Here is a 20,928-nt window from a genome sequence, read left to right on the forward strand (position 1 = left end):
GAATATTATGGAGATAGATCCTATTACTGGAAAGAAAACTGATAAAGAGATAAAAAAGAGGAAGATAAAAAAATCAAAAGATCACAATATTTCTACTTCTGAAATAAAGGAAAAAGAAGGTTTTTTCGATGTACTGGTCGATACGAATTTAAAAATTTCCGAAAGTGAATTAAAGAGTTTGATTGATAATATTCTTAAACAAGGGAACAATTTTGTGAAATCTCCTACTCAAACTAATCTAAGAGGTTACAGGAATGCTATCAAAGATTTCCTTAAAAGATTGGAAAAACATTGGTATGTGATAAAAAACAATCTTGATTTTAAAAACTCAGCACCTCAACTACATATGGTTGCAGAAATAGTTGATGGCAAACTCATGGAATTGACTGATATGATTTTAAAAAGAGAGAAAAATACATTACTATATGCATCGAAAATCGAACAAATAAACGGGTTGATTTTGGATTTGTACAAATAAAAAGTAATATAGAAGGTGTTTCTTTGTGAATAATTCATTTTTTTATGATACAATAAAAAAAATTGAGTCAAAAATAGATGTTATTAAAGCAAGTTCCATGTGTTTTGTTAGTGAAGATAATTTCATTTTGCATAATTTCAGAGATGAATTAATAAATTCAGTTTCAGCTTTTAATAAATTAGATACCTTAATTATAAAGCCTTCTGGTGGAAATATTAAGATAGAACAAGTGAGGGATGCAGAAGAGTTTTTAATGTATAAACCTAACTATGCAAAGGTGAAGGTTGTTTTTTTTGAGGATATGGAGAGTTTGAATATAGAAGCAGCGAATGCTGCACTCAAATTAATCGAAGAGCCGCCTCAATATGCTTTGGTATTTGGCACTACTACGAGATGGAATTATTTGCTCCCTACCCTTAAAAGTCGTTTTATAAGGTATGATCTTTCGATTCCTTCAACTCTAATTGAGAATGTTAATAGTAAGTATGAAGAAATAGCTATTTATTTAAATTTTTTTCGACATTATGATTTAGGAGTTTCATTATTTCTTAATGATGAAAATACTGATGTTTCTAGCATTAAAGAAATAGTAGAAAGGATAGTCAGTTTTTCAGCCAAAAATGTTGATGAATTATTAAACAATTTTAAATTGCCACTCGATTTGTCAGAAAACAAATTGAAATTTGCTCTTTCATATTATAAATTGTGGGATATATTAATAAATTCAAACGACAAAGAGTTCTTTTATCTAATAAAAAATATTGCCCAAATAAAAAATGATGTGGAAAATTTGTCTTTTTTACGTAATATATCCGCTTTGGGCGCGATTTTGTTGAGAGATTCGATGGTGTTTTTGAATTCTTCCAAGTGGAAATATTTTTGGAATAATTCACTTGTTTATTTCTTTGGATTAAATGAACATGCCGTTAATCTAGAGCAAATTAAAGATACTGTTTCATATCTGAACAGGATGTCTACGATGAGATTGGCTAACTTTAACTTTGAAATGGAAATATTTACTCATTTTCTTAGAATTAAGAGATGTTTTAAGTGAACCTTTAGATAAAAATAATGGGAGTGAAATCTTTTGATAGATCTAAAAGCGGAAGTTTATGGGGTAGAATTGGAAAGATTAGGTTCAATATATTATTATAATTATTTAGGAATCGAAAAAATCGAAATATTGGATAATGTTTTGGTTCAAACAGAAAATGGAATAGAAGTTGGAAGGGTGATGATGGGGCCCGTTACGATGAGGTTTGAAGAAATTGGTTATGAACCTAATTCAATAATTAGAAGGGTTGGAGATGACGACAAAAAACAAATAGAAGAAAATGTTGAAAAGGCTAAAGAAGTAGCACAATACGCAAAACAGATGGTTAGAGCATTAGGATTAAAAATGAGAATTCTTGATGCCACTTTTACTTTTGATAGGTCAAAATTGGTTATTTACTTTGGTTCCGATGTCAGAATAGATTTCAGAGAATTGGTAAAGATTTTAGCTAAAAGGTACAAAACAAGAATAGAACTTAAACAGGTAGGAGCTAGAGATGAAGTAAAGATGACCGGATCAATTGGTTTATGTGGGCAAGAAGCATGCTGTAGTAGATTTTTAAGAGATTTTTCTTCTATAAAGATGGAACTTGCTAAAACGCAACAGATGATGATTAATACCGCTAAAATCTCAGGCAGATGTGGAAAACTTCTTTGCTGCTTGAAATATGAGAATGATTTTTATAAAGAGGTCCTTAAAAATGTTCCAAATGAGAATACTACAATAGAATACGAAGGGAAGCCAGCCAGAGTCGTAACGGTCAACGTGTTCTTAAAGGAAGTTTCATTACAAGTAATAGAAGAAAATCAACCTATTATAATTAAAGTTCCTTTTTCTTATTTCAACAACGGTAATTCTTAAAATCAACTGCCTCCGTCTAACGACTAAGGCGGAAAAACTGGGAGAAGCTAATTAAGGTTATTTCAAAGAAAGGACGAATATGGATATTAAATATCCTGAAAGGGGTGAAAAAAACTACTGCATTCCTTTCGATACTAAAAACGGCTTCCGCTTCTTAAGGAAGGCGTAGGTCAGTTGCAGTAGCGTTTCATAAGCATATGAAAACAATTGCGGATGTATTCATAACAATCGGTGTTTTGTTTGTAATCATTGGGTTGATGTTTGCTTTTAATATAAAACTCGGAAGACTTCCTGGAGATATAATAATAAAAAGAGAAAACTTTGTTTTATATATTCCTATTACAACAATGCTTATTGTAAGTGGAATAATCACATTGCTATCAATTATCATTCGAAGATTTTTCTAATATTAGATCTAAATTCTTTGGAGGTGGATTCATTGAAAAAAAGTATAAAAGAACTAAAAAACTTGTCGTTAATCGCTAGAGGAGATATCCTGAAGATGACCACTGTAGCTAATTCTGGTCATCCAGCAGGTTCAATGTCTTCAATTGACATGTTTTTATCGGTTTTAAATCGAGCAAATATTTTCCCAGATGATCCTTTCAACCCAGATAGAGATAGGATTGTGGTTAGTCACGGGCATACTTCCCCCGGTTTTTATGCAGCTTTAGGTAGGATGGGCTTTATAGACATTGAAGAAGTTATTTCGGGATTCAGATATGCTGGAAGCATATTTGAAGGACATGTTACCCGTGGGATACCAGGTGTTGAGTGGTCAACAGGGAATTTGGGTCAAGGTTTATCTGCTGGCGTAGGAATGGCTTTGGCAGCCAAAAAGAGGAAAAAAGATTATAGAGTTTACGTTTTTAGTAGTGATGGAGAAAGTTCAAAAGGGCAGATTGCAGAAGCAAGGAGAACTGCTATGAAAGAAGGCCTAAATAACCTAATTGTTCTACTGGATTACAATGATATCCAAATATCCGGTAGGGCTAGAGATATATTATCAGTAAATATAGTTGGCGAATACAAAGCAGCTGGATGGAACGTAATAGAAATTGATGGTCATGATTTTGAGCAGATCAATAAGGCGTTGGAAATGGCCGAAAATGAACTATTAAGACCAACAGTAATTGTATGCAAGACGAATATAGGTAGAGGAGTTTCTTTTATGGAAAACACTCCGACCTATCACGGTAAAGCGCTCACCAAGGAACAATTAAGTAAGGCATTAGAAGAATTAGGTTTAGAGAACGATGTGGAAAAGTACATTGAAAGAAGAAAAAATATTACCTTAAATAGGGATAAGCTAAATTATCCAAATATTGAATTAAAGGTTGAAACGGGGCAACCTATAGTTTATGAGAAGGGGACAAAGGTTGCTAATCGTAACGCCTTTGGGAACGCTATCGCTGATCTTGCAAAACTGAATAGGGATAACTTTCCAGTAGTCGCTATTGATTGTGATTTGAAACCATCCGTTAATTTGGGAAAATTTGAAAAAGTCAATCCTGAAGGCTACATTCAAATTGGCATTGAGGAACATAACGCTGCTACGATTGGTGGAGCATTGTCTGTTAGTGGAGTATTAACTTTTTTCGCTGATTTTGGAGTATTTGGTTTAGATGAGGTATTTAATCAGCAAAGATTAAACGATATTAATCACACTAATTTAAAGACCGTTGTCACCCATTGTGGTATGGATGTTGGAGAAGATGGTAAGACCCATCATGAAGTCAATTATATTGGGATAGTCAGAAGCTTATACCATACTAAATTAATTGTACCTTGTGATGCAAATCAAACTGATAAAGCGATTAGGTACGCTGCAAAAGTTCCGGGTAACTTTGTGATTGCTATGGGAAGATCAAACCTTCCAATTTTGTTAGATGAAAAAGGCGACGTTTATTATGGTAACGATTATAACTTTGAGTATGGGAAGTTGGATTTTTTTAGAAAAGGCAAAGACCTAACGATATTCACATATGGTAGCTTCGCTCATTTAGCGGTTGAAGCAGCTGATAAGTTGAAAGAAGAAAATATTCATATCACAGTAATTGGAGTACCGACTCCTTTGGATTTTGACCTTACTCAGGTTAAAGAATTTGTAGATAATACTATTGTATTAACTTTAGAAGACCACAACGTAGAAAATGGTTTATCAAATGAACTATCAAAAGCTATGATCAGAAATGCTTTGAAACCCTCTTATTTTGAACCTATGGGATTAAAAGACTACACACCATCTGGAACGATCAATGATTTGCTAAAGATTTATGGATTTGACGTAGAATCGTTGGTAAATAAGATGAAAGGATTAATTGAAAACAAATGAAGTATGAAGATAATTTAAAATTGACTTTGCAAGAGGAAGAAACGCTAAAAAGTGCAAAAAAGATGCTTCTTCTACCAGCATGTGTCAATGAAAAGTTGCTGTTTGAAGCGTTGTGTCATAAATCATACGTTTTCGATAACGAAAATATTCAAAGAAGACTTAATTCTAACGAAAGACTGGAATTTCTTGGAGATGCTGTTTTGGAGTTAGTTATCTCCGAGTTTCTTCACAACAACTATTATCTTTCCGAAGGAGAAATGTCAAAGGCGAGGGCTATTATAGGGAGCGAGGTTATTTTGGCTGAAGTCGCTTTAAAACTAGGGTTAGATAATTTTATTTTTTTAAGTAAGGGAGAAGACAAACAAAGTGGACGAAGGAAAAAGTCAATTTTATCCGATACGATGGAAGCTGTGTTTGCATGTATATATATAAGTTGTGGTTATGAAAAGGTGAAGAAGTATATAATAAAAAACATGAAGGAATACATTGAAAATGCTGTTGGAGGCAATATTTTTCTCGATTATAAAACGAGATTACAAGAGATAACTCAAGAAAAAGCAAAAAAATTACCTGAATACGTCTTATTAAATGCTTCTGGGCCATCTCATATGAAAAGATACAAGGTGGCTGTTAAACTAGGTGATGAGATACTTGGAATAGGTGAAGGTTTTTCAAAGAAAATTGCCGAACAATTAGCAGCAAAAATCGCTTGTGAGAAGTTTTTGGACTCTGTTGGTGAAAACAATGGCGTTGATTAAAGAGATTGAGTTCGTTATTTCAAAGAATACCTCTTCGATATCATTAACAGGAAATTATTGTTTTCTGGACTGTAAACATTGTGGTGGCCACTATCTAAATAATATGGCCAGAATAAAAGATATAGAAGATTTAGTAAAAAAAGGCTTCACTTCTTTTTTAATTAGTGGTGGATTATTACCTGATGGAAAGGTTCCAGTTTCACTATTTGAAGATACACTATATAATTTAAAAAATAAATATAATTTGAAATATAATGTACATACTGGCTACGTGGATGAAAAAGACATTCATGCTTTAAAAAAGCTTGCAAATACCGTATCTTTTGATTTGGTTGGAGATCAGCAAACGGTGAAAGAGGTTTATGAGAAACTAGATTTTGAGAAGATTTGGGATTCCTTTGAGTTGCTTGTAAAGAATGATTTTGTTGTTAAACCACATATTACTATAGGTTTGAATAAAGGTGAATTCTCTCATGAAGTAAAAGCGATTGAAAAATTAAAGAAATTTGGAGATCGAATAGATGAAATAATATTTCTGGTTTTTATACCCACCATTGGGGCTAAATTTTATTCTTATCAACCTCCAAAAGTGGATGAAGTTGTTTCTTTTCTTTCAAAGGTCAGAAAAGATTTTCCAGGTAAAAAGTTAACTTTAGGCTGCATGCATCCTAAAGGAAAGTATAGAGAAGTACTTCAAACCAACCTTTTAGGTATTTTAAATAAAATTGTTCAACCTGTTGGTAAAGTGATCGAAAAAGCCAAAAGAGAAGATTATGAGATTAGCTATAGTTACGAATGTTGTGCGTTCTCCTCCGACTGTGGATTGGGAGCGGGGCGAAGGGGCGCTATATAAAGTTTTAGAGTTTCTAAAAGGCTGCATGATGAGTGGAGGTATATTGTAGAATGGATATTCTACCTTCTTACATGAAGTTATATGATTCAGGTGAACTTCATAAAAGACGTGATTATTTGATGAAAGGCTTAGAAAAATGTGATCTTTGCCCTCGGCAGTGTAAAGTAAATAGGTTAACAAATATTGGATCTTGTAAGGTCGGTAACCAAATAAAAATTTCTGAATATGTTCTTTACCCAGGAGAAGAGCCTGTATTGCGAGGAGGAAGTGGTGCAGGTGGTGTCTTCTTTAGCAATTGTACGATGAGATGCGTGTATTGTCAGAATTTCAATTTTAGCCAATTAGGTTTTGGAAAGAAGATTTCTACTGAGGAGTTAGGAGAAATTTTTTTAAAATTGCAGAAAGAAATGAAGGCTGCCAATTTAGATTTGGTAACAGCAACTCCATACTTACCTTTTATTTTTGATGCTTTAATATATGCAATAGAACGAGGATTTCGCTTACCCATAGTGTGGAATACTTCCTCTTATGAAAGTATAGAAACTTTGAAGCTAATGGAGGATGTCGTTGATATATATTTGGCTGATATAAGGTATACTAGTAATATCGTTGGTAAAAGGTATTCAGGAGTAAAAGATTACTTTAGTAATGCCCAAATAGCTATTAAAGAGATTTATCGTCAGATTGGAGAAACTTTTCTAGTAGATGAAAAGTCTAATATTTTAAAAAGAGGAATAATAATTCGTATTCTAGTTTTACCGAATTTAATTAACCAGGCAAAAGAAGCCTTAAAGTTCTTAAAGTATGAAATTTCCGAAAAGATACATATTAGTTTAATGGACCAATACGTTCCGGTTTATAAGGCTAAAAATTATGAAAAATTATCAAGATATTTATACAAATCAGAATATCAGGAAGTAGTTGATTATTTGTATGAATTAGGGTTTGAAAATGGTTGGATCCAGACTCACAATTTAAAAGAAGATAATGAAGTTTTTTCAATGTCACAATAAACATTGGTGACTATCTGAGGGGGTGATTACATGAAAGAAATAGAACTAATGAGGTACGTTCTTGATCAGTTACAAGATGGAGTAATGGCCATAGATGAAATGGAAAGAATTTTTTACATAAACGAGGCCGCCTGTAGGGTATTAGGAGTTGATAAAGAAAAAATAATTGGGCAAAATGTGGTAGAAAATGTTCCTAATACTAGATTGCATGTTGTTTTAAGAACTGGGGAACCAGAATTCGATAAACTACAGAGTTTAGGAGATAAGGTAATTTTAACTTCCCGTATCCCTATAAAAAATGAAAATAATGAAACCATTGCTGTTGCTGCTGTTTTTAGAGATATCACTACATTACAAAAGTTGGCGGAAGAGATTACTAATCTAAGAGAAATGGAAGCGCTTCTAACTTCAATAATTGATTCTACTTCCGATGCTATTTCTGTTGCAGATCAAGAAGGTCGTGTTACCATGGTCAACAGAGCTTATACAAGAATCACAGGGCTAACCCCGAGAGAGGTTATTGGTAAACCCGCCACTATAGACTTAGCAGAAGGTGAAAGTTTGCATATTCAATGTGCAAGAGAGAAAAAACCTATATACAATGTAAGAAAAAGATTAGCTACGAACAAGAAAGAAGTAGTAGCAAGCGTCACTCCACTTTTTGTTAAAAATGAGTTTAAAGGAAGTGTCGCCGTTATTCATGATATTTCTGAGATTCAAAGATTACTAAATGAGCTTGAAGCAACAAAAAGGATGCTAAAAAAAGAGACTGCCAAACACACCTTCGACGATTTAGTGGTTAAATCTGAAATTATGAAAGATGTAATAGCTCAAGCAAGTAAAGTAGCCTCAGTAGACGTGGATCTTTTATTAATAGGCGAATTTGGAGTAGGAAAAGAGGTTCTAGCACAAGCTATTCACAACGCAAGTGCAAGGAAAGAGGGACCATATCTAAAATTAAATTTTTCTTTGATTTCAAAAGAAAGACAAGAAGAATATCTTTTTGGGGAGAATAGTTATCTTGCACAAGCGAATGAGGGGACCCTTTTTGTGGAAAATATTGATCTGATGGATATAGAAATGCAGAGAAAACTTTTAGCCTTTCTTAAAGACAACGTTTTTGATACAAATTATTACGATTTTATTCCTGATGTGAGGTTCATTTTTTCAACAACAGAAGATTTAAAGATTCTTTCTGGTTTGGGGAAATTTTCTAAAGAGCTTTTATACAAAATTTCAGTAGTAAGTATAGAAGTTCCACCATTAAGGGAAAGAAAGGAAGACATACCTGAGCTGGCTCAGCAGTTACTACATAGTTTAAATAGAAAGTATGGAAGAATAGTTTATGGATTTACTGAAGATGCATTGAATAAATTGATGAATTATTCGTGGCCAGGGAACATAAGAGAGTTGGAAAACGTAATTGACCGGGCCATGTTAGCAATGGACAACAGCGATTCCATAGTAACTTCCACACACATTCCTGATTTGGAAGAAAAGGTTGAAGAAGTCACGGGAACGCTTAAAGAGATGACTGAAGACTTTGAGAAAAAGATAATTTTGGAAGTACTAGAAGCAAGCCACGGTAATAAAACAGAAGTTGCTCGTAAATTAGGTTTAACCGTTAGAAATCTGTATTATAAGCTGGATAGATACGGGATCAAGTGAAGTTTTAATAGGATTAGGGGGCTGAACATTGAAGTTTGAATTTCGTCTGGAGCGTTTGAAAGATCTAAAAAAAAGTTTAGAAGATACCGCAAGAATAGAATTAGGTAAAAAAAGTAAACAAAGACAGTTAGTTGAAGACGAAATTAATCAGATGAACAATAAGATCGATACCTTTTCAACAAAATTTATAAAAGAGGTAAAAGATACTATATCAATTACTAAACTATCAAGTATGGTAGAGTATAACAATTATTTAAATGAACAATTATCACAATTACGTTTAGTATTACAAGAAAAACTACAAGAAGAAGAAACTGCCCGACAAAATTATTTAAAAGCTAAAAGTGAAAAGGATATTCTTCAAAAACTAAAAAATAAAAGACTTAACGAATTTAAAGTTCAAGAAAGGAAAGCAGATATAAAGGAATTAGATGAGATTGCAAGATTAAACCATCAACCAAGGGAGGAGAATTATGAATAAGATCAAAGTTTTGTTCTTATGTTCGAGAAATTCTGCAAGAAGTCAGATGGCTGAAGCGTTTTTAAGAAAATACGGTGGTGATGAGTTCGAACCTTACTCTGCAGGTTTAGAAGCAAGTGAAATTCATCCATTGACTATAAAAGTTATGGAAGAGAAAGGAATATCTATGGACGGGCTATGCTCAAAAAGTTTGGATATATACTTGAACGATAGGTTTGGTTTTTTAATAACTGTCTGCTCAAAAGCAGAAAAAGAATGTCCTTTTTTTCCTGGTGTTAGTATAAGACTACATTGGCCCTTTGATGACCCCGCCGCTGCCCAAGGATCTGAAGAGGAACGATTAGAATCATTTAGAAAGGTAAGAGATCAAATAGAAAAAAAGGTAATTGATTTCGTTGAAAATACTGATAAATACTCCAATATAAAAGATAATTTTCGAATGTAAGCACTTTTTTGTATTTACCTTATTTTTCAAAAAATTAACCTTAGACTAAAATTTCTTTGTTATAATGAATACATAAAAAAATAAATAATCAAGGAACCTCTTTCTGTATAATGCCGATAATATGGTTCGGCAGTTTCTACCAAACAGCCGTAAACTGTTTGACTACAGTAAGAGGGGTTTGGAACTTTTATATCAATATCCTACCTCTCTACTGTATGGGAGGTAGGATTTTTTATTTTAATGCTTTAAAAAATGAAATTATTTTAAAAAGGAGAGATGACTTTGAGTAAAAAGGTCCTTTTGATATCCGGGAGTCAATCGGATGAAATTTTTGTAAAAACTGCCATTGATCTCTTTGAAGAATGGAAAATGAGTTACGATTACAAAGTGTTTAGCGCGCATAGAAATTTGAAAGAGCTAACCAAATTTATAGAAGAACTTCCAAGTAATGAGTATGGTGTCATAATAGCTGTTGCTGGTCTTTCTGCTGCCTTACCTGGTGTAATAGCTTCTTTAACTAACCTCCCTGTTATTGGTGTCCCTAGAGATGTAGGTCCTTTGAATGGAGTAGATGCCTTACTTTCTATGGTACAGATGCCAAGTGGAGTACCCGTAGCGACGATGGGAATTGGAAGTAGTGGGATGAAAAATGCAGCATACTTTGCAAAAAGGTTGATAGAAGGTGAAAGAGATGGAAAATAATGAAAATTTTACACTTTTATACGAAGGAAAAGCCAAAAAGGTATATAAATTCGATGAGAAGAAATTATTGATAAGTTTCAAAGATGATGTTACGGCGTTCAACGGATTAAAAAAAGATCAGATCCTTAATAAAGGTAGAATTAACAAAGAGATTTCTAAATTCTTTTTTGAAATGCTTAATAAGAAAGGTATAAGTACCCATTACATAAACGATTATGATGAAAACTCTTTCGTCGCAGAATGGACAGATTTAATTCCTCTCGAGGTTATAATTAGAAATTATACTGCCGGTAGTTTTTGTAAGAGATATGGTGTAAAAAAAGGATTGATATTAGATTATCCTTTAGTTGAATTTTCTTTGAAAAATGACGAGTTAGGAGATCCCATGATCACCAAAGATGCTGTCATTCTTTTAAAAATTACCACAGAAGACGCATTGAATGAAATCACTTCTATTTCTAAAAAAGTCAACAATATTTTGAGAGATTATTTAAAATCTAAAAGAATCATTTTGGTGGATTTCAAATTAGAGTTTGGAATAAGCAAAAAGGATAACAAAGTTACCTTGATAGATGAGATTTCTCCCGATACATGTCGTTTTTGGGATGCAAATACTATGGAATCTCTTGATAAAGATGTGTATAGGGAAGAAAAAGGAGATCTCATGAACGCTTACGAAGTATTGCTAGGGAGGTTAAATATATGATTAAAGAAAAGCATAAAACCTTCGGATTTGAAGTAAAAGTAAAGTTAAGAGAAGGGATTTTGGATCCACAAGGAGCTACTACTTTCAAGGTTTTAAGAAGGTTAAATTACAACGTTGAAAGTGTAAGATTTGGAAAAAGTATTGAATTAGAAATAAAAGAAGATAGCTACGAAGCAGCCAAAGATAAAGCGAGAGAAATAGCGTATAAAATTTTAACCAATCCAGTTTTAGAGGATTTTGAAATCATCGATTTGATTAGGAAGTGAATGGTGTGAAGAATGGAAATTTATTAACAGCTGGAATTATAGTTTTTCCTGGATCAAATTGCGATAGGGATGCTTATTTCGCTTTGACAATTAACGGCTTTAATGTGAAATATATTTGGCATGATTTTAATCAATTACTAGATTTCGATTTGGTTTTTATTCCAGGAGGATTTTCCTATGGGGATTATTTAAGAGTTGGGGCATTGGCAAGGTTTTCCCCTGTAATGAGCTCTGTAGAAAAGTATATATTGAATAAAAGAGGATTAGTATTAGGTGTTTGTAATGGCTTTCAGATACTTACAGAAGCTGGTGTATTACCCGGAGTATTAACTGTTAACACCTCTCATAGGTTCATATGTAAAGATGTTGAAGTTGAGATCATAAATTTTGATACACCTTTTATTAATAATGTTCAAAAAAAGATTTTAACTTTACCTATAGCTCACAAGGAAGGTCGTTATATAGTAATTGATAACAAGCTTGATCCTACAAATATTGTATTAAAGTACAAAGAGAATCCCAATGGATCATTTGACGATGTAGCAGGCATAGTAAATGAAGGATACAATGTGTTTGGTTTAATGCCTCACCCGGAAAGGGCTTGTCATAGTGTATTAGGTAGCGAGGACGGCAATTACATTTTTCAATCTATCAGGAGGTATTTGACTGGTGCAGAATCAATTAACAATTAAAGAGATAGCATTGGAGTTGGGTCTTTCAAGTGATGAATTTTATCTTATTGAAGAAAAGTTGGGGAGATTACCCAATGAATTTGAAACGTACCTTTTTTCTGCGCAATGGTCTGAACATTGTGGCTACAAGCATTCTAAACATTATCTAAAAAAGATTAATGAATCTTTTGAAAGTGAAAATGCAGGCTACGTTCAAATTGGGGGGAAAGCTATCGTTTTCAAGGTTGAAAGTCACAATCATCCTTCTGCTGTTGAACCTTATCAAGGAGCAGCTACTGGTATTGGTGGAATAGTTAGAGATATATTAGCTATGGGGGCAAGGCCCATAGCACTTTTAGATTCGTTGAAATTTGGTGATATTTCCGATCCAAAGGTGAAAAATATTTTTGAAGGTGTTGTTTCTGGTATAAGTGATTACGGCAATTCCATTGGAGTCCCTACGGTTGGTGGAGAAACTTCATTCAATGAAATATATTCAACAAATCCTTTGGTAAATGTAATGTGCGTCGGTATTGCTAACAAAAATCATTTAGCATCTTCCCATGCTGATGGTCCTGACAAACTTCTTGTATATATAGGATCTAAAACCGGACGTGATGGAATCCATGGTGCCTCTTTTGCATCAAAAAAATTAAGCGGAAAAGATGACAGGCCTTCTGTCCAAGTTGGTGATCCTTTTACCGAAAAGAATCTAATCGAAGCCACACTTGAGATATTGCAAATAAAAGGAGTAAGGGCTTGTCAAGATATGGGAGCTGCCGGTATTCTTAGCTCTACTTCTGAAATGGCTTATAAAGGTGGAGTCGGTTGTGAACTTTATTTAGATAATATACCAAAAAGGCAAGAAGATATAGAACCCTGGGAAATTATGCTTTCTGAGTCTCAAGAGAGGATGCTTTTTTTGGTTAATCCTGGGGCAGAAAAAAAAGTAGAAGCGATATGTAATAAATACTTGATAGATTTTGCAATTATAGGAAAAACAGTTTCTACCCCTCATTACGTTGTTAAAGAAAATAGTGAAGGGAGGATTCTTGCTGATCTTCCAATAGAGGTCTTAGTTAATGCCCCTGAATATTATAGGAACAACACCATTCCTTCTACTTATATATTGAACAAAGCGAAAAAATATCCAAACACAAAGATAAAGGATATAGATAAAATATTAAAAATATTGTTATCTAACCACAATATATCCAGTAAAAAATGGGTATATCAACAGTACGATTATAAAGTTGGAACCAATACAATATTGATACCCGAACAAGCCGATAGTGCAGTACTATGGTTAAAAAACACTCAAAAGGCTATAGCTGTTACGATTGATAGCAACGAACTTTACACATATTTAGATCCATTTGAGGGTACAAAGAACGTTGTATACGAAGCTGCGAGAAATCTAATTTCTGTGGGTGCAAAGCCTTTAGCTATAACAGATAATCTAAATTTTGGGGATCCTGATGATCCTGAAGTATCCTGGCAATTTGAAAAAAGTATAGAAGGTTTGATTGAAGCCTCAAAAGAACTTTTTATTCCAGTGGTTAGCGGAAACGTTAGTTTTTACAATTCTTATCATGAAACATCAATTTTTCCTACGCCTGTGATTGGTATGATTGGAGAAATTAAAGATATTAAAAAATTAGTTAACTTAAAATTTAAGGATTATGGTGACTTGGTGTATTTAATTGGTAAAACAGATATCAATGTTGATAAGATTGGTGGAAGTCTTTATTTAAAGGTTCTTGAAGGTTTTGTGGGTGGAGAGATCGACTTTGTAAATTCAATGTATGAAAGGTACTTGCAGAACTTTATATTAGATCTAATAGAAAAAGGTATTTTAAAAAGTGTGCACGATGTTTCAAAAGGTGGGTTACTTGTAGCTTTAACGGTGTCATGTATATTGAGTAATCGTGGTTTTAAAGGTATTTTAGATACTACCATAGAGGAACTTTTTGGAGAGAATCAGTGTAGGTTTATTGTGTCTGTTAGTAGTAGGGATTCTTATACTTTTGAGTCTATGGCAAAATCATCCAATATCAACGTTAAAAAATTGGGAGAAATAAAATCCAGTGATGAGGGTGTGGATATCGGTATTGCATCTTTTGATTTAAAAGAGTTGAGAAGTATATATTTTAATAGTATTTCAAAAAGTGTGGAGGAATAATAGAATGTTGATGGAGAATTGTGGTTTGTTCGCTGCATATTCAAAGGCTGAAAAATACAACATAAGCGGGAGAATTATTGAAGGTCTTTTGGCGCTTCAACATAGGGGTCAAGAATCAGCCGGCATCTCTGTATCAGATGGTACTAAAATTACAACTTACAAGGGTAAAGGAGTCGTTAACAGAGTTTTTGGGAGTGGTGTATCAAAAAAAATTAATGGTTATTTTGGGATCGGGCATGTGAGATATTCAACGAATGGGGTTTCTAATTTCGCAAATGCTCAACCAATTAGTATAAAGTATAAAAATGAATTTTTTTCAATAGCTCATAACGGTCAAATAGAAAATGGTCCTGAACTGAAAAAAAAATATGAAGAACAAGGTTCCATATTTATGACAACTTCGGATACGGAACTTTTCCCACATCTTTTAGTAAATAAACTAAAAGGTTCTCCTTCAAGTTGGTATAGCGAAGAAATAGGTAAGTTAATTGCTGAAAATATCTCTCCTTCTTACTCAGTACTTTTTCTTTTCAAAGATAAAATCATTGCTTTTAGAGATCCTTTTGGATACAGGCCTTTAAGTATTTGCGAAACTGAAAATGCGATTTACGTAGCCTCAGAAGACAGTGCTTTCAAATTTTTTCCTCTTAGAAACGCTAAAATTAGGGAAATAAAGCCTGGTGAATTAATTGAAATAAAAGACGGAAAGATAGAAAGTTATCTAATATCTTATAATAATCCAAATAAATTTTGTTTTTTTGAACATGTTTATTTTGCAAGGCCCGATTCAAATATATTCGGTGATAATGTCCACTTGATGCGTGAAAAGTTAGGAGAGTTGTGTGCAAAAGAAAATCCTATCGATGCTGATATAGTGGTTCCGGTAATGGATAGTGGTTTTTCCGCTGCATTAGGATATTCAAAAGCTTCTGGTATCCCATTAGAAATGGGGCTAATGAGAAATAAATATGTTGGAAGAACTTTTATCGACCCAGATCTGCAAGAAAGAAAGTTGGGAGTCAGACGTAAACTTTTACCGGTTAAAGAAGTAATAGATAACAAAAGAGTTATTTTAATAGACGATTCTATCGTAAGAGGAACAACGATGAAACATATAGTGAAGATGCTAAGGGAGAATGGCGCTAAACGAGTTCATATAAGAATAGCCTCTCCAATGGTTGTTAATACTTGTCATTGGGGGGTTGATATTCCTACGAAAGAAGAATTAATCTGCACAACTAAAACGGTTGAAGAAATAAAAGAAATTCTTAATGCAGACTCTCTTAATTTTATTACTTTAAAGAATCTCTTTGCTTCTTTGGGAGAAAAGGGAAAGAATTACTGTTTTAACTGTTTTATAAAGGATTAAAATTTTTAAAATTGAGGCTGTTAGTCAAAACAATGATGCCACTTCTCCTTATGGGTGGGTTGCTGGGCGAAGGGGAGCAAATATCATAGAACACACTATAACCAAAAATTGGGGAGGCAATTCATGTTTTATAAAAACTCTGGTGTAGATATAGACAAAGCTAACGAATCTATTAATGAAATTAGATCGTTTATAGGTTCCAATATAGGCTCTTATGCAGGGATATTTCCTTTGAAAGATGAGCTATCTAACTATAAAAACCCTTTTTTAGTAGCTACTTCCGATGGAGTAGGAACAAAGCTTCAATTGTTAAGAAAGTATGGAAGGTGGGATATAGCTGCACAAGATTTAGTAGCTATGAATTTAAACGATTTGGTTTGCATGGGGGCAAAGCCTTTATTTTTTTTAGATTACTTTTCTACATCACACTTAAACAAGAATAATTTTGTCACTTTCATTCGACATTTAAAAAATATTTTAGATAAATATAGTTGTGTTCTTCTAGGCGGAGAAACAGCTGAATTACCAGGTGTTTTTAAAAACGAGAGTGAAGATATCGCTGGTTTCGCCGTTGGAATAGTTGAAAAAGATAACATATTTGACTATTCAAAGATAAGGCCAGGTGATAAGCTTATTGGTCTTTCTTCTTCTGGCATACATTCTAATGGATATTCTTTGGTTAGAAAATTACTGGATGAAAGAAAAATTCTCTTCACAGAAGAACTTTTAAACCCTACAAGAATCTATGTTAAACAAACTTTAACTTTGCTTAATTATATCAAAGGTGCTGCTCATATAACGGGTGGTGGAATAATTGATAACTTGCCCAGAATAATCCCTGATGGCTGTTGTGCGGAGATAAAGGTTAATTGGGAAATTCCTCCAATTTTTGAAGAGATCAAACAAACAGGTATTTCTGATGAAGAAATGTTTAAAACCTTCAACATGGGTATTGGTATGATTTATGTTCTTCCTGAAAGTAATCTTTCTGAAATTACAAAAATATTCGAATCTGTTTTGATGGAAGACTTTTTCATTATTGGAGAAGTGAAATCGATAAACGATTCATACCAAAAAGTCAAAATCATTTTTTGAACAAATTTATTAGGAGCGATATACTGTGAAAAAGATAGTAATTTTAGCCTCAGGTAACGGGACAAATTTTGAAGCTATCTGTAAATATTTTTCAAACTCTTCCAAAATTAGTATAATTAAATTGATAACGGATAACAAAAAAGCTTACGTAATAGAAAGAGCAAAAAGATTGGGAATAGATTATGAAATAATTGACTATACCACTTTCAAATCAAAAAAAGAGTACAATGATTATCTTTTTGGCCGTTTAAAAGATCTAGATTCTGATCTAATAGTACTTGCAGGATACATGAAAATATTACCAGGCTACATCGTTAGATATTATGCCAATAGAATAATAAATATTCATCCTTCTCTTTTGCCAAAATATCCAGGATTACGTTCAATAGAAAGAGCATTTAATAATAAAGAAGAATATACAGGAATAACAATTCATTACGTAGAAGAGAAAGTTGATGATGGCAGAATCATATTACAAAAAGAGTTAAAAGTAGAAAAAAATTGGGATCTTGAAAAGTTGGAGGAAGAAATTCATAAGCTAGAGCATCAATATTATCCTAAAGTAGTTGAGGAACTTTTAAATAATTCTGATGAAAATTGATAGAGATCGGTGGGTGAGAAGCAGGGAAAAGGGAATTAAAGCATGTTTTTAGAGTTTCTAAAGACAATTTGGCAAAAATAACAAGGGAGGCATTAGAGTGATAAAAAGAGCATTGTTAAGTACTTACAAAAAAGATAAAGTAGTTGATTTTGCGCGAACTCTTCAAGAAGTTGAAATAGAGGTTATTTCAACAGGAGGAACCGCTAAGAAACTTCAAGACAATGGTATTGAAGTTACGCCCGTTGAAGAAATCACCAATTTTCCTGAGATATTAAATGGAAGAGTTAAAACTTTGAATCCTTTCATACATGGAGGGATTCTTGCAAGAAGAGAGAACGAACAAGATATGGAAACTCTCAAAAATTTAAATATAGAACCAATAGATCTTGTTTATGTTAACCTTTACCCATTTGTAGAAGAAGCTAAAAAAACTAATTTCGATCTAGATGAGTTGATTGAATTCATTGATATAGGTGGACCAACAATGATTAGATCTGCAGCAAAAAATTACAAAGATGTTATAGTTGTTGTAGATGAATCTGATTTGGAATATATATCAGCTAAATTAAAAAATAAAGAAGAATTTGATGAAAAATATCGAATGTACTTAGCTTCAAAAGCCTTTAATTTGACTGCCTTTTATGATAGCTGTATAAGTAATTATTTAAATGCTCAATTGAAAGATAAGGATGATTTTCAACAATTTTTAACGGTTCCATTTGAAAAAAGCTATCAAATGAGATATGGTGAAAATCCTCATCAAAGTGCCATTTTTTACAAAAATACTTTGAATAATGGGTCTATGACTTCATTTGATCAATTAAATGGGAAAGAGTTATCCTTTAACAATTTGAGAGACGCAGATTCTGCGTGGAAAGCAGTAAATGAATTTGAAGATATAGCATGTTGCTGTTTAAAGCACAGTTCTCCTTGCGGTATTGCCTTAGGAGATAGCATTTTAGAAGCATACAAAAAGGCTTATTCATGCGATCCTGTTTCAATATTCGGTGGGATAGTTGCTTTCAACAGGAAAGTTGATGTTGAAACTGCACTTGAGCTAAAAAAATTGTTTCTTGAGATAATAATGGCCCCAGAGTACGATGAAGTGGCTTTAGATATTTTAAAAAAGAAAAAGAATTTAAGAATTTTGAGAATGTCCTCTAAACCCATTGATACGTATGAATATGTATCTGTTGATGGTGGAATTCTTGTTCAGGAAGTTGATAAAGGGGTTATAAATGAATTTAAGGTTGTAACAGAAACTAAAGTTCCAGAAGAAATCAAGGAAGAGCTTTTGTTTGCATGGAAGGCGGTAAAGCACGTTAAATCAAATGCGATAGTTGTATCAAAAAACAAGGCTACCACAGGCATAGGACCTGGCCAACCCAACAGAGTATGGTCCGCTTTACAAGCTCTTGAAAGAAGTAAAGGGAAGGGTGGGGACGTTTTAGCTTCAGATGCCTTTTTCCCTTTTAGTGATGTAGTAGAAGCAGCAGCAGAATACGGAATAAAAGCGATAATCCAACCTGGAGGGTCAATCAGAGATGATGAGTCTATTCAGGCATGTAACAAATATGGAATAGCTATGATATTCACAGGAATGAGACATTTCAAACATATATAATTTTTTTAAATTTTTAATGTGAAAATCACCCATTTTTTGGTATACTATTAATGGGTGATTAGATGAATGTGAAAATCAAAAATCTTATTTTACTAGGAATAACAATTTTTTCTTTTTATTTTTTAAGAGCAGATTTTGAAAATGTTGCGCTAATAGATGCTTTGATGGTTATAGCGTTAACAGCTATTTCTGATAATATCAAGGTTTATTGGAATGACCGTAATAGGTTGGTTTCTAATACTGTGGGCTTTGTATATGCTTTTTTGTTGGGGCCTCAATATATTTTAATTTCATCTTTAGTTATTTTTTTCAGTAAGACCAAACATCCAGAAATCAGCAGGAAGTTATACAGGACTCTCGTGTTCTCCGCAAGCTATTCGTTATCCGCTTTGATTTCTTATAGATTCAGTCCCCTTCTTGCTATATTTTTATTTTTGACTATTTCTAAAATTATTAACAGCATTATAGTTGAAGGTAGAAAAGATTTCATTTTTTCAGTTTTTATGTATGAATATTTTTATTTTTTGAGTCTTTCACCTTTTTCTTATTTGTATTTATATTTTGAGTTTTCTCCTTTTAAGTACATGATAATTTCTGTGAATTTGTTGATATTGCTCCTCTTTTATCTGATAATTAAAACAAGGAACGATAAAAAAGATGAAATTTTGAGAACCCAAAGAATGAGAAAATTAAACGATGTGATTGTTAACTTTAGCAATGTCATTAGGCAACTCTCCTTGAAAGTACCCTCAGAGAAAATTCTCGATCAAATAGCTGAAATAATCCAGAAAAATATGGGTTACTCATATGTTCTTATCAGTTTGTTTAACTTTAAGAGTAATAAAGTTGAAAGAATAGCACAGCGGGGACTAAAAAAAGAAAAATATGAAAAAATTAAAACTCAAGAGGTTCCTATATCTGAAGTTCTAAAATTCATGGATGAAAAATATAATTATAAAGATACCTACTTTATTCCTCACGCTAATAAAATAAGCGAAACTTATACTTATCAACCTAGAGATGAAGTGAGTATAGATTATTTAGCAGATAATCAAAATTTGTGGGACCCTAATGATTTATTGTTGTTGGCTTTGCGAGAAGAAAGGAACAACATTATAGGATATATATCTCTGGATTCACCAGAAAATAATTTAAGACCGTCTAAATAAGAGTTGAACATTTTATCGGTTTTCGCTCAATTAGTTTCACTAGCGATGGAGCACTCACAAAAATTCATGGAGATTAAAGAACAAGCCGATAGAGATAGTTTAACGGGGCTTTTCAATCATTCTAAATTATTTTATGATTTGGAAAATTGCGAAAAGAATAAAGAAAATATTTGTGCAGTATTTATAGATTTGGACGATTTCAAGGATATAAACGACAAATATGGTCATAAGTTTGGTGACGAAATACTTGTAAAATTTTCTCAATTACTATTGAATACTGTCAGAAATAAAGACAGGGTTTATAGATATGGAGGAGATGAGTTTGTAATTTTATTTACTGATATTTCAAAAGACGTAGGGAAAAATATTATAGAAAGGCTCTATGCGGCAATAAGAAATTTTCAATCAAAGATCAGTTTTAGTGCAGGATTAAGTACTTGTGATGAAGTGATTAATAGTTATAAAGAGATCGTTGAAATTGCAGACAGAAAAATGTATTTATCAAAAAAACAAGGTAAAGGTAGTTTGAGGGAGTAGTGGATTTTTCTTTTGCTAGACATTTTAGGAATAAGACGAGGGTGGGCAGCGGGGCGAAGG

At 32.9% G+C, this 20,928-nt stretch carries 22 protein-coding genes and 1 riboswitch; all 22 genes read left to right on the plus strand.

Annotated features, from left to right (window positions below):
- Window positions 1–7: 7 nt before the first annotated feature.
- The 22 genes from AA80_RS09670 to AA80_RS09775 all read left to right on the plus strand — a co-directional run bounded on the left by AA80_RS09670 (window position 8) and on the right by AA80_RS09775 (window position 20,868).
- The gene (locus AA80_RS09670) at window positions 8–478 is read left to right on the plus strand and encodes a YaaR family protein (protein WP_103877503.1); all 471 of its coding nucleotides are present in this window, start codon (window positions 8–10) and stop codon (window positions 476–478) included.
- 25 nt (window positions 479–503) lie between these two features.
- Entirely contained in the window at window positions 504–1,532 is a 1,029-nt protein-coding gene (locus AA80_RS09675) for a hypothetical protein (RefSeq protein WP_103877504.1), read from the plus strand.
- Window positions 1,533–1,565: 33 nt separating this feature from the next.
- On the plus strand, window positions 1,566–2,393 hold the full coding sequence (locus AA80_RS09680; protein WP_103877505.1) for a PSP1 domain-containing protein: 828 nt from the start codon (window positions 1,566–1,568) through the stop codon (window positions 2,391–2,393).
- Between the two features lie 197 nt (window positions 2,394–2,590).
- Window positions 2,591–2,800 (plus strand): DUF2905 domain-containing protein, encoded by a 210-nt coding sequence (locus tag AA80_RS09685; protein ID WP_103877506.1) that lies wholly within the window; start codon window positions 2,591–2,593, stop codon window positions 2,798–2,800.
- A 32-nt stretch (window positions 2,801–2,832) separates the two neighbouring features.
- Window positions 2,833–4,728, plus strand: a complete 1,896-nt coding sequence (locus tag AA80_RS09690; RefSeq protein WP_103877507.1) for a transketolase — start codon at window positions 2,833–2,835, stop codon at window positions 4,726–4,728.
- Window positions 4,725–5,486, plus strand: coding sequence for a ribonuclease III (gene rnc, locus AA80_RS09695; RefSeq protein ID WP_103877508.1), 762 nt, complete (start codon window positions 4,725–4,727; stop codon window positions 5,484–5,486). Before AA80_RS09690 ends, rnc begins: the two co-directional genes overlap by 4 nt.
- Entirely contained in the window at window positions 5,473–6,339 is an 867-nt protein-coding gene (gene lipS1, locus AA80_RS09700) for a LipS1 family lipoyl synthase (protein WP_103877509.1), read from the plus strand. The genes rnc and lipS1 overlap by 14 nt, the downstream gene beginning before the upstream one ends.
- Window positions 6,340–6,389: 50 nt before the next feature.
- The gene (locus AA80_RS09705; protein WP_103877510.1) at window positions 6,390–7,352 is read left to right on the plus strand and encodes a radical SAM protein; all 963 of its coding nucleotides are present in this window, start codon (window positions 6,390–6,392) and stop codon (window positions 7,350–7,352) included.
- A gap of 30 nt (window positions 7,353–7,382) precedes the next feature.
- Complete coding sequence (locus AA80_RS09710) at window positions 7,383–9,020, plus strand: sigma-54 interaction domain-containing protein (RefSeq protein ID WP_103877511.1); 1,638 nt, start codon at window positions 7,383–7,385, stop codon at window positions 9,018–9,020.
- 28 nt (window positions 9,021–9,048) lie between these two features.
- Complete coding sequence (gene fliJ, locus AA80_RS09715; RefSeq protein ID WP_103877512.1) at window positions 9,049–9,501, plus strand: flagellar export protein FliJ; 453 nt, start codon at window positions 9,049–9,051, stop codon at window positions 9,499–9,501.
- Entirely contained in the window at window positions 9,494–9,946 is a 453-nt protein-coding gene (locus tag AA80_RS09720) for an arsenate reductase ArsC (protein WP_103877513.1), read from the plus strand. The genes fliJ and AA80_RS09720 overlap by 8 nt, the downstream gene beginning before the upstream one ends.
- 83 nt (window positions 9,947–10,029) lie before the next feature.
- Window positions 10,030–10,131: riboswitch (purine riboswitch) on the plus strand.
- Window positions 10,132–10,222: 91 nt separating this feature from the next.
- A complete protein-coding gene (locus AA80_RS09725) occupies window positions 10,223–10,648 on the plus strand; it encodes a 5-(carboxyamino)imidazole ribonucleotide mutase (protein ID WP_233186882.1) in 426 nt (141 codons plus the stop codon).
- On the plus strand, window positions 10,638–11,354 hold the full coding sequence (purC, locus tag AA80_RS09730) for a phosphoribosylaminoimidazolesuccinocarboxamide synthase (protein ID WP_103877515.1): 717 nt from the start codon (window positions 10,638–10,640) through the stop codon (window positions 11,352–11,354). Before AA80_RS09725 ends, purC begins: the two co-directional genes overlap by 11 nt.
- The gene (gene purS, locus AA80_RS09735; protein ID WP_103877516.1) at window positions 11,351–11,620 is read left to right on the plus strand and encodes a phosphoribosylformylglycinamidine synthase subunit PurS; all 270 of its coding nucleotides are present in this window, start codon (window positions 11,351–11,353) and stop codon (window positions 11,618–11,620) included. Before purC ends, purS begins: the two co-directional genes overlap by 4 nt.
- A gap of 5 nt (window positions 11,621–11,625) precedes the next feature.
- Window positions 11,626–12,312, plus strand: coding sequence for a phosphoribosylformylglycinamidine synthase subunit PurQ (purQ, locus tag AA80_RS09740; protein WP_103877517.1), 687 nt, complete (start codon window positions 11,626–11,628; stop codon window positions 12,310–12,312).
- Window positions 12,290–14,473, plus strand: a complete 2,184-nt coding sequence (purL, locus tag AA80_RS09745) for a phosphoribosylformylglycinamidine synthase subunit PurL (RefSeq protein WP_103877518.1) — start codon at window positions 12,290–12,292, stop codon at window positions 14,471–14,473. The genes purQ and purL overlap by 23 nt, the downstream gene beginning before the upstream one ends.
- Before the next feature lie 4 nt (window positions 14,474–14,477).
- A complete protein-coding gene (purF, locus tag AA80_RS09750) occupies window positions 14,478–15,842 on the plus strand; it encodes an amidophosphoribosyltransferase (protein ID WP_103877519.1) in 1,365 nt (454 codons plus the stop codon).
- A 123-nt stretch (window positions 15,843–15,965) separates the two neighbouring features.
- A complete protein-coding gene (gene purM, locus AA80_RS09755) occupies window positions 15,966–16,937 on the plus strand; it encodes a phosphoribosylformylglycinamidine cyclo-ligase (RefSeq protein ID WP_103877520.1) in 972 nt (323 codons plus the stop codon).
- Window positions 16,938–16,962: 25 nt separating this feature from the next.
- Complete coding sequence (purN, locus tag AA80_RS09760; protein WP_103877521.1) at window positions 16,963–17,538, plus strand: phosphoribosylglycinamide formyltransferase; 576 nt, start codon at window positions 16,963–16,965, stop codon at window positions 17,536–17,538.
- 97 nt (window positions 17,539–17,635) lie between these two features.
- On the plus strand, window positions 17,636–19,162 hold the full coding sequence (gene purH, locus AA80_RS09765; protein WP_103877522.1) for a bifunctional phosphoribosylaminoimidazolecarboxamide formyltransferase/IMP cyclohydrolase: 1,527 nt from the start codon (window positions 17,636–17,638) through the stop codon (window positions 19,160–19,162).
- Window positions 19,163–19,224: 62 nt separating this feature from the next.
- Window positions 19,225–20,331 (plus strand): GAF domain-containing protein, encoded by a 1,107-nt coding sequence (locus AA80_RS09770; protein ID WP_103877523.1) that lies wholly within the window; start codon window positions 19,225–19,227, stop codon window positions 20,329–20,331.
- 66 nt (window positions 20,332–20,397) lie between these two features.
- Entirely contained in the window at window positions 20,398–20,868 is a 471-nt protein-coding gene (locus tag AA80_RS09775; RefSeq protein WP_166667809.1) for a GGDEF domain-containing protein, read from the plus strand.
- Window positions 20,869–20,928: the final 60 nt, after the last annotated feature.

The sequence above is a fragment of the Petrotoga sibirica DSM 13575 genome (assembly GCF_002924625.1).
GTDB lineage: Bacteria > Thermotogota > Thermotogae > Petrotogales > Petrotogaceae > Petrotoga > Petrotoga sibirica.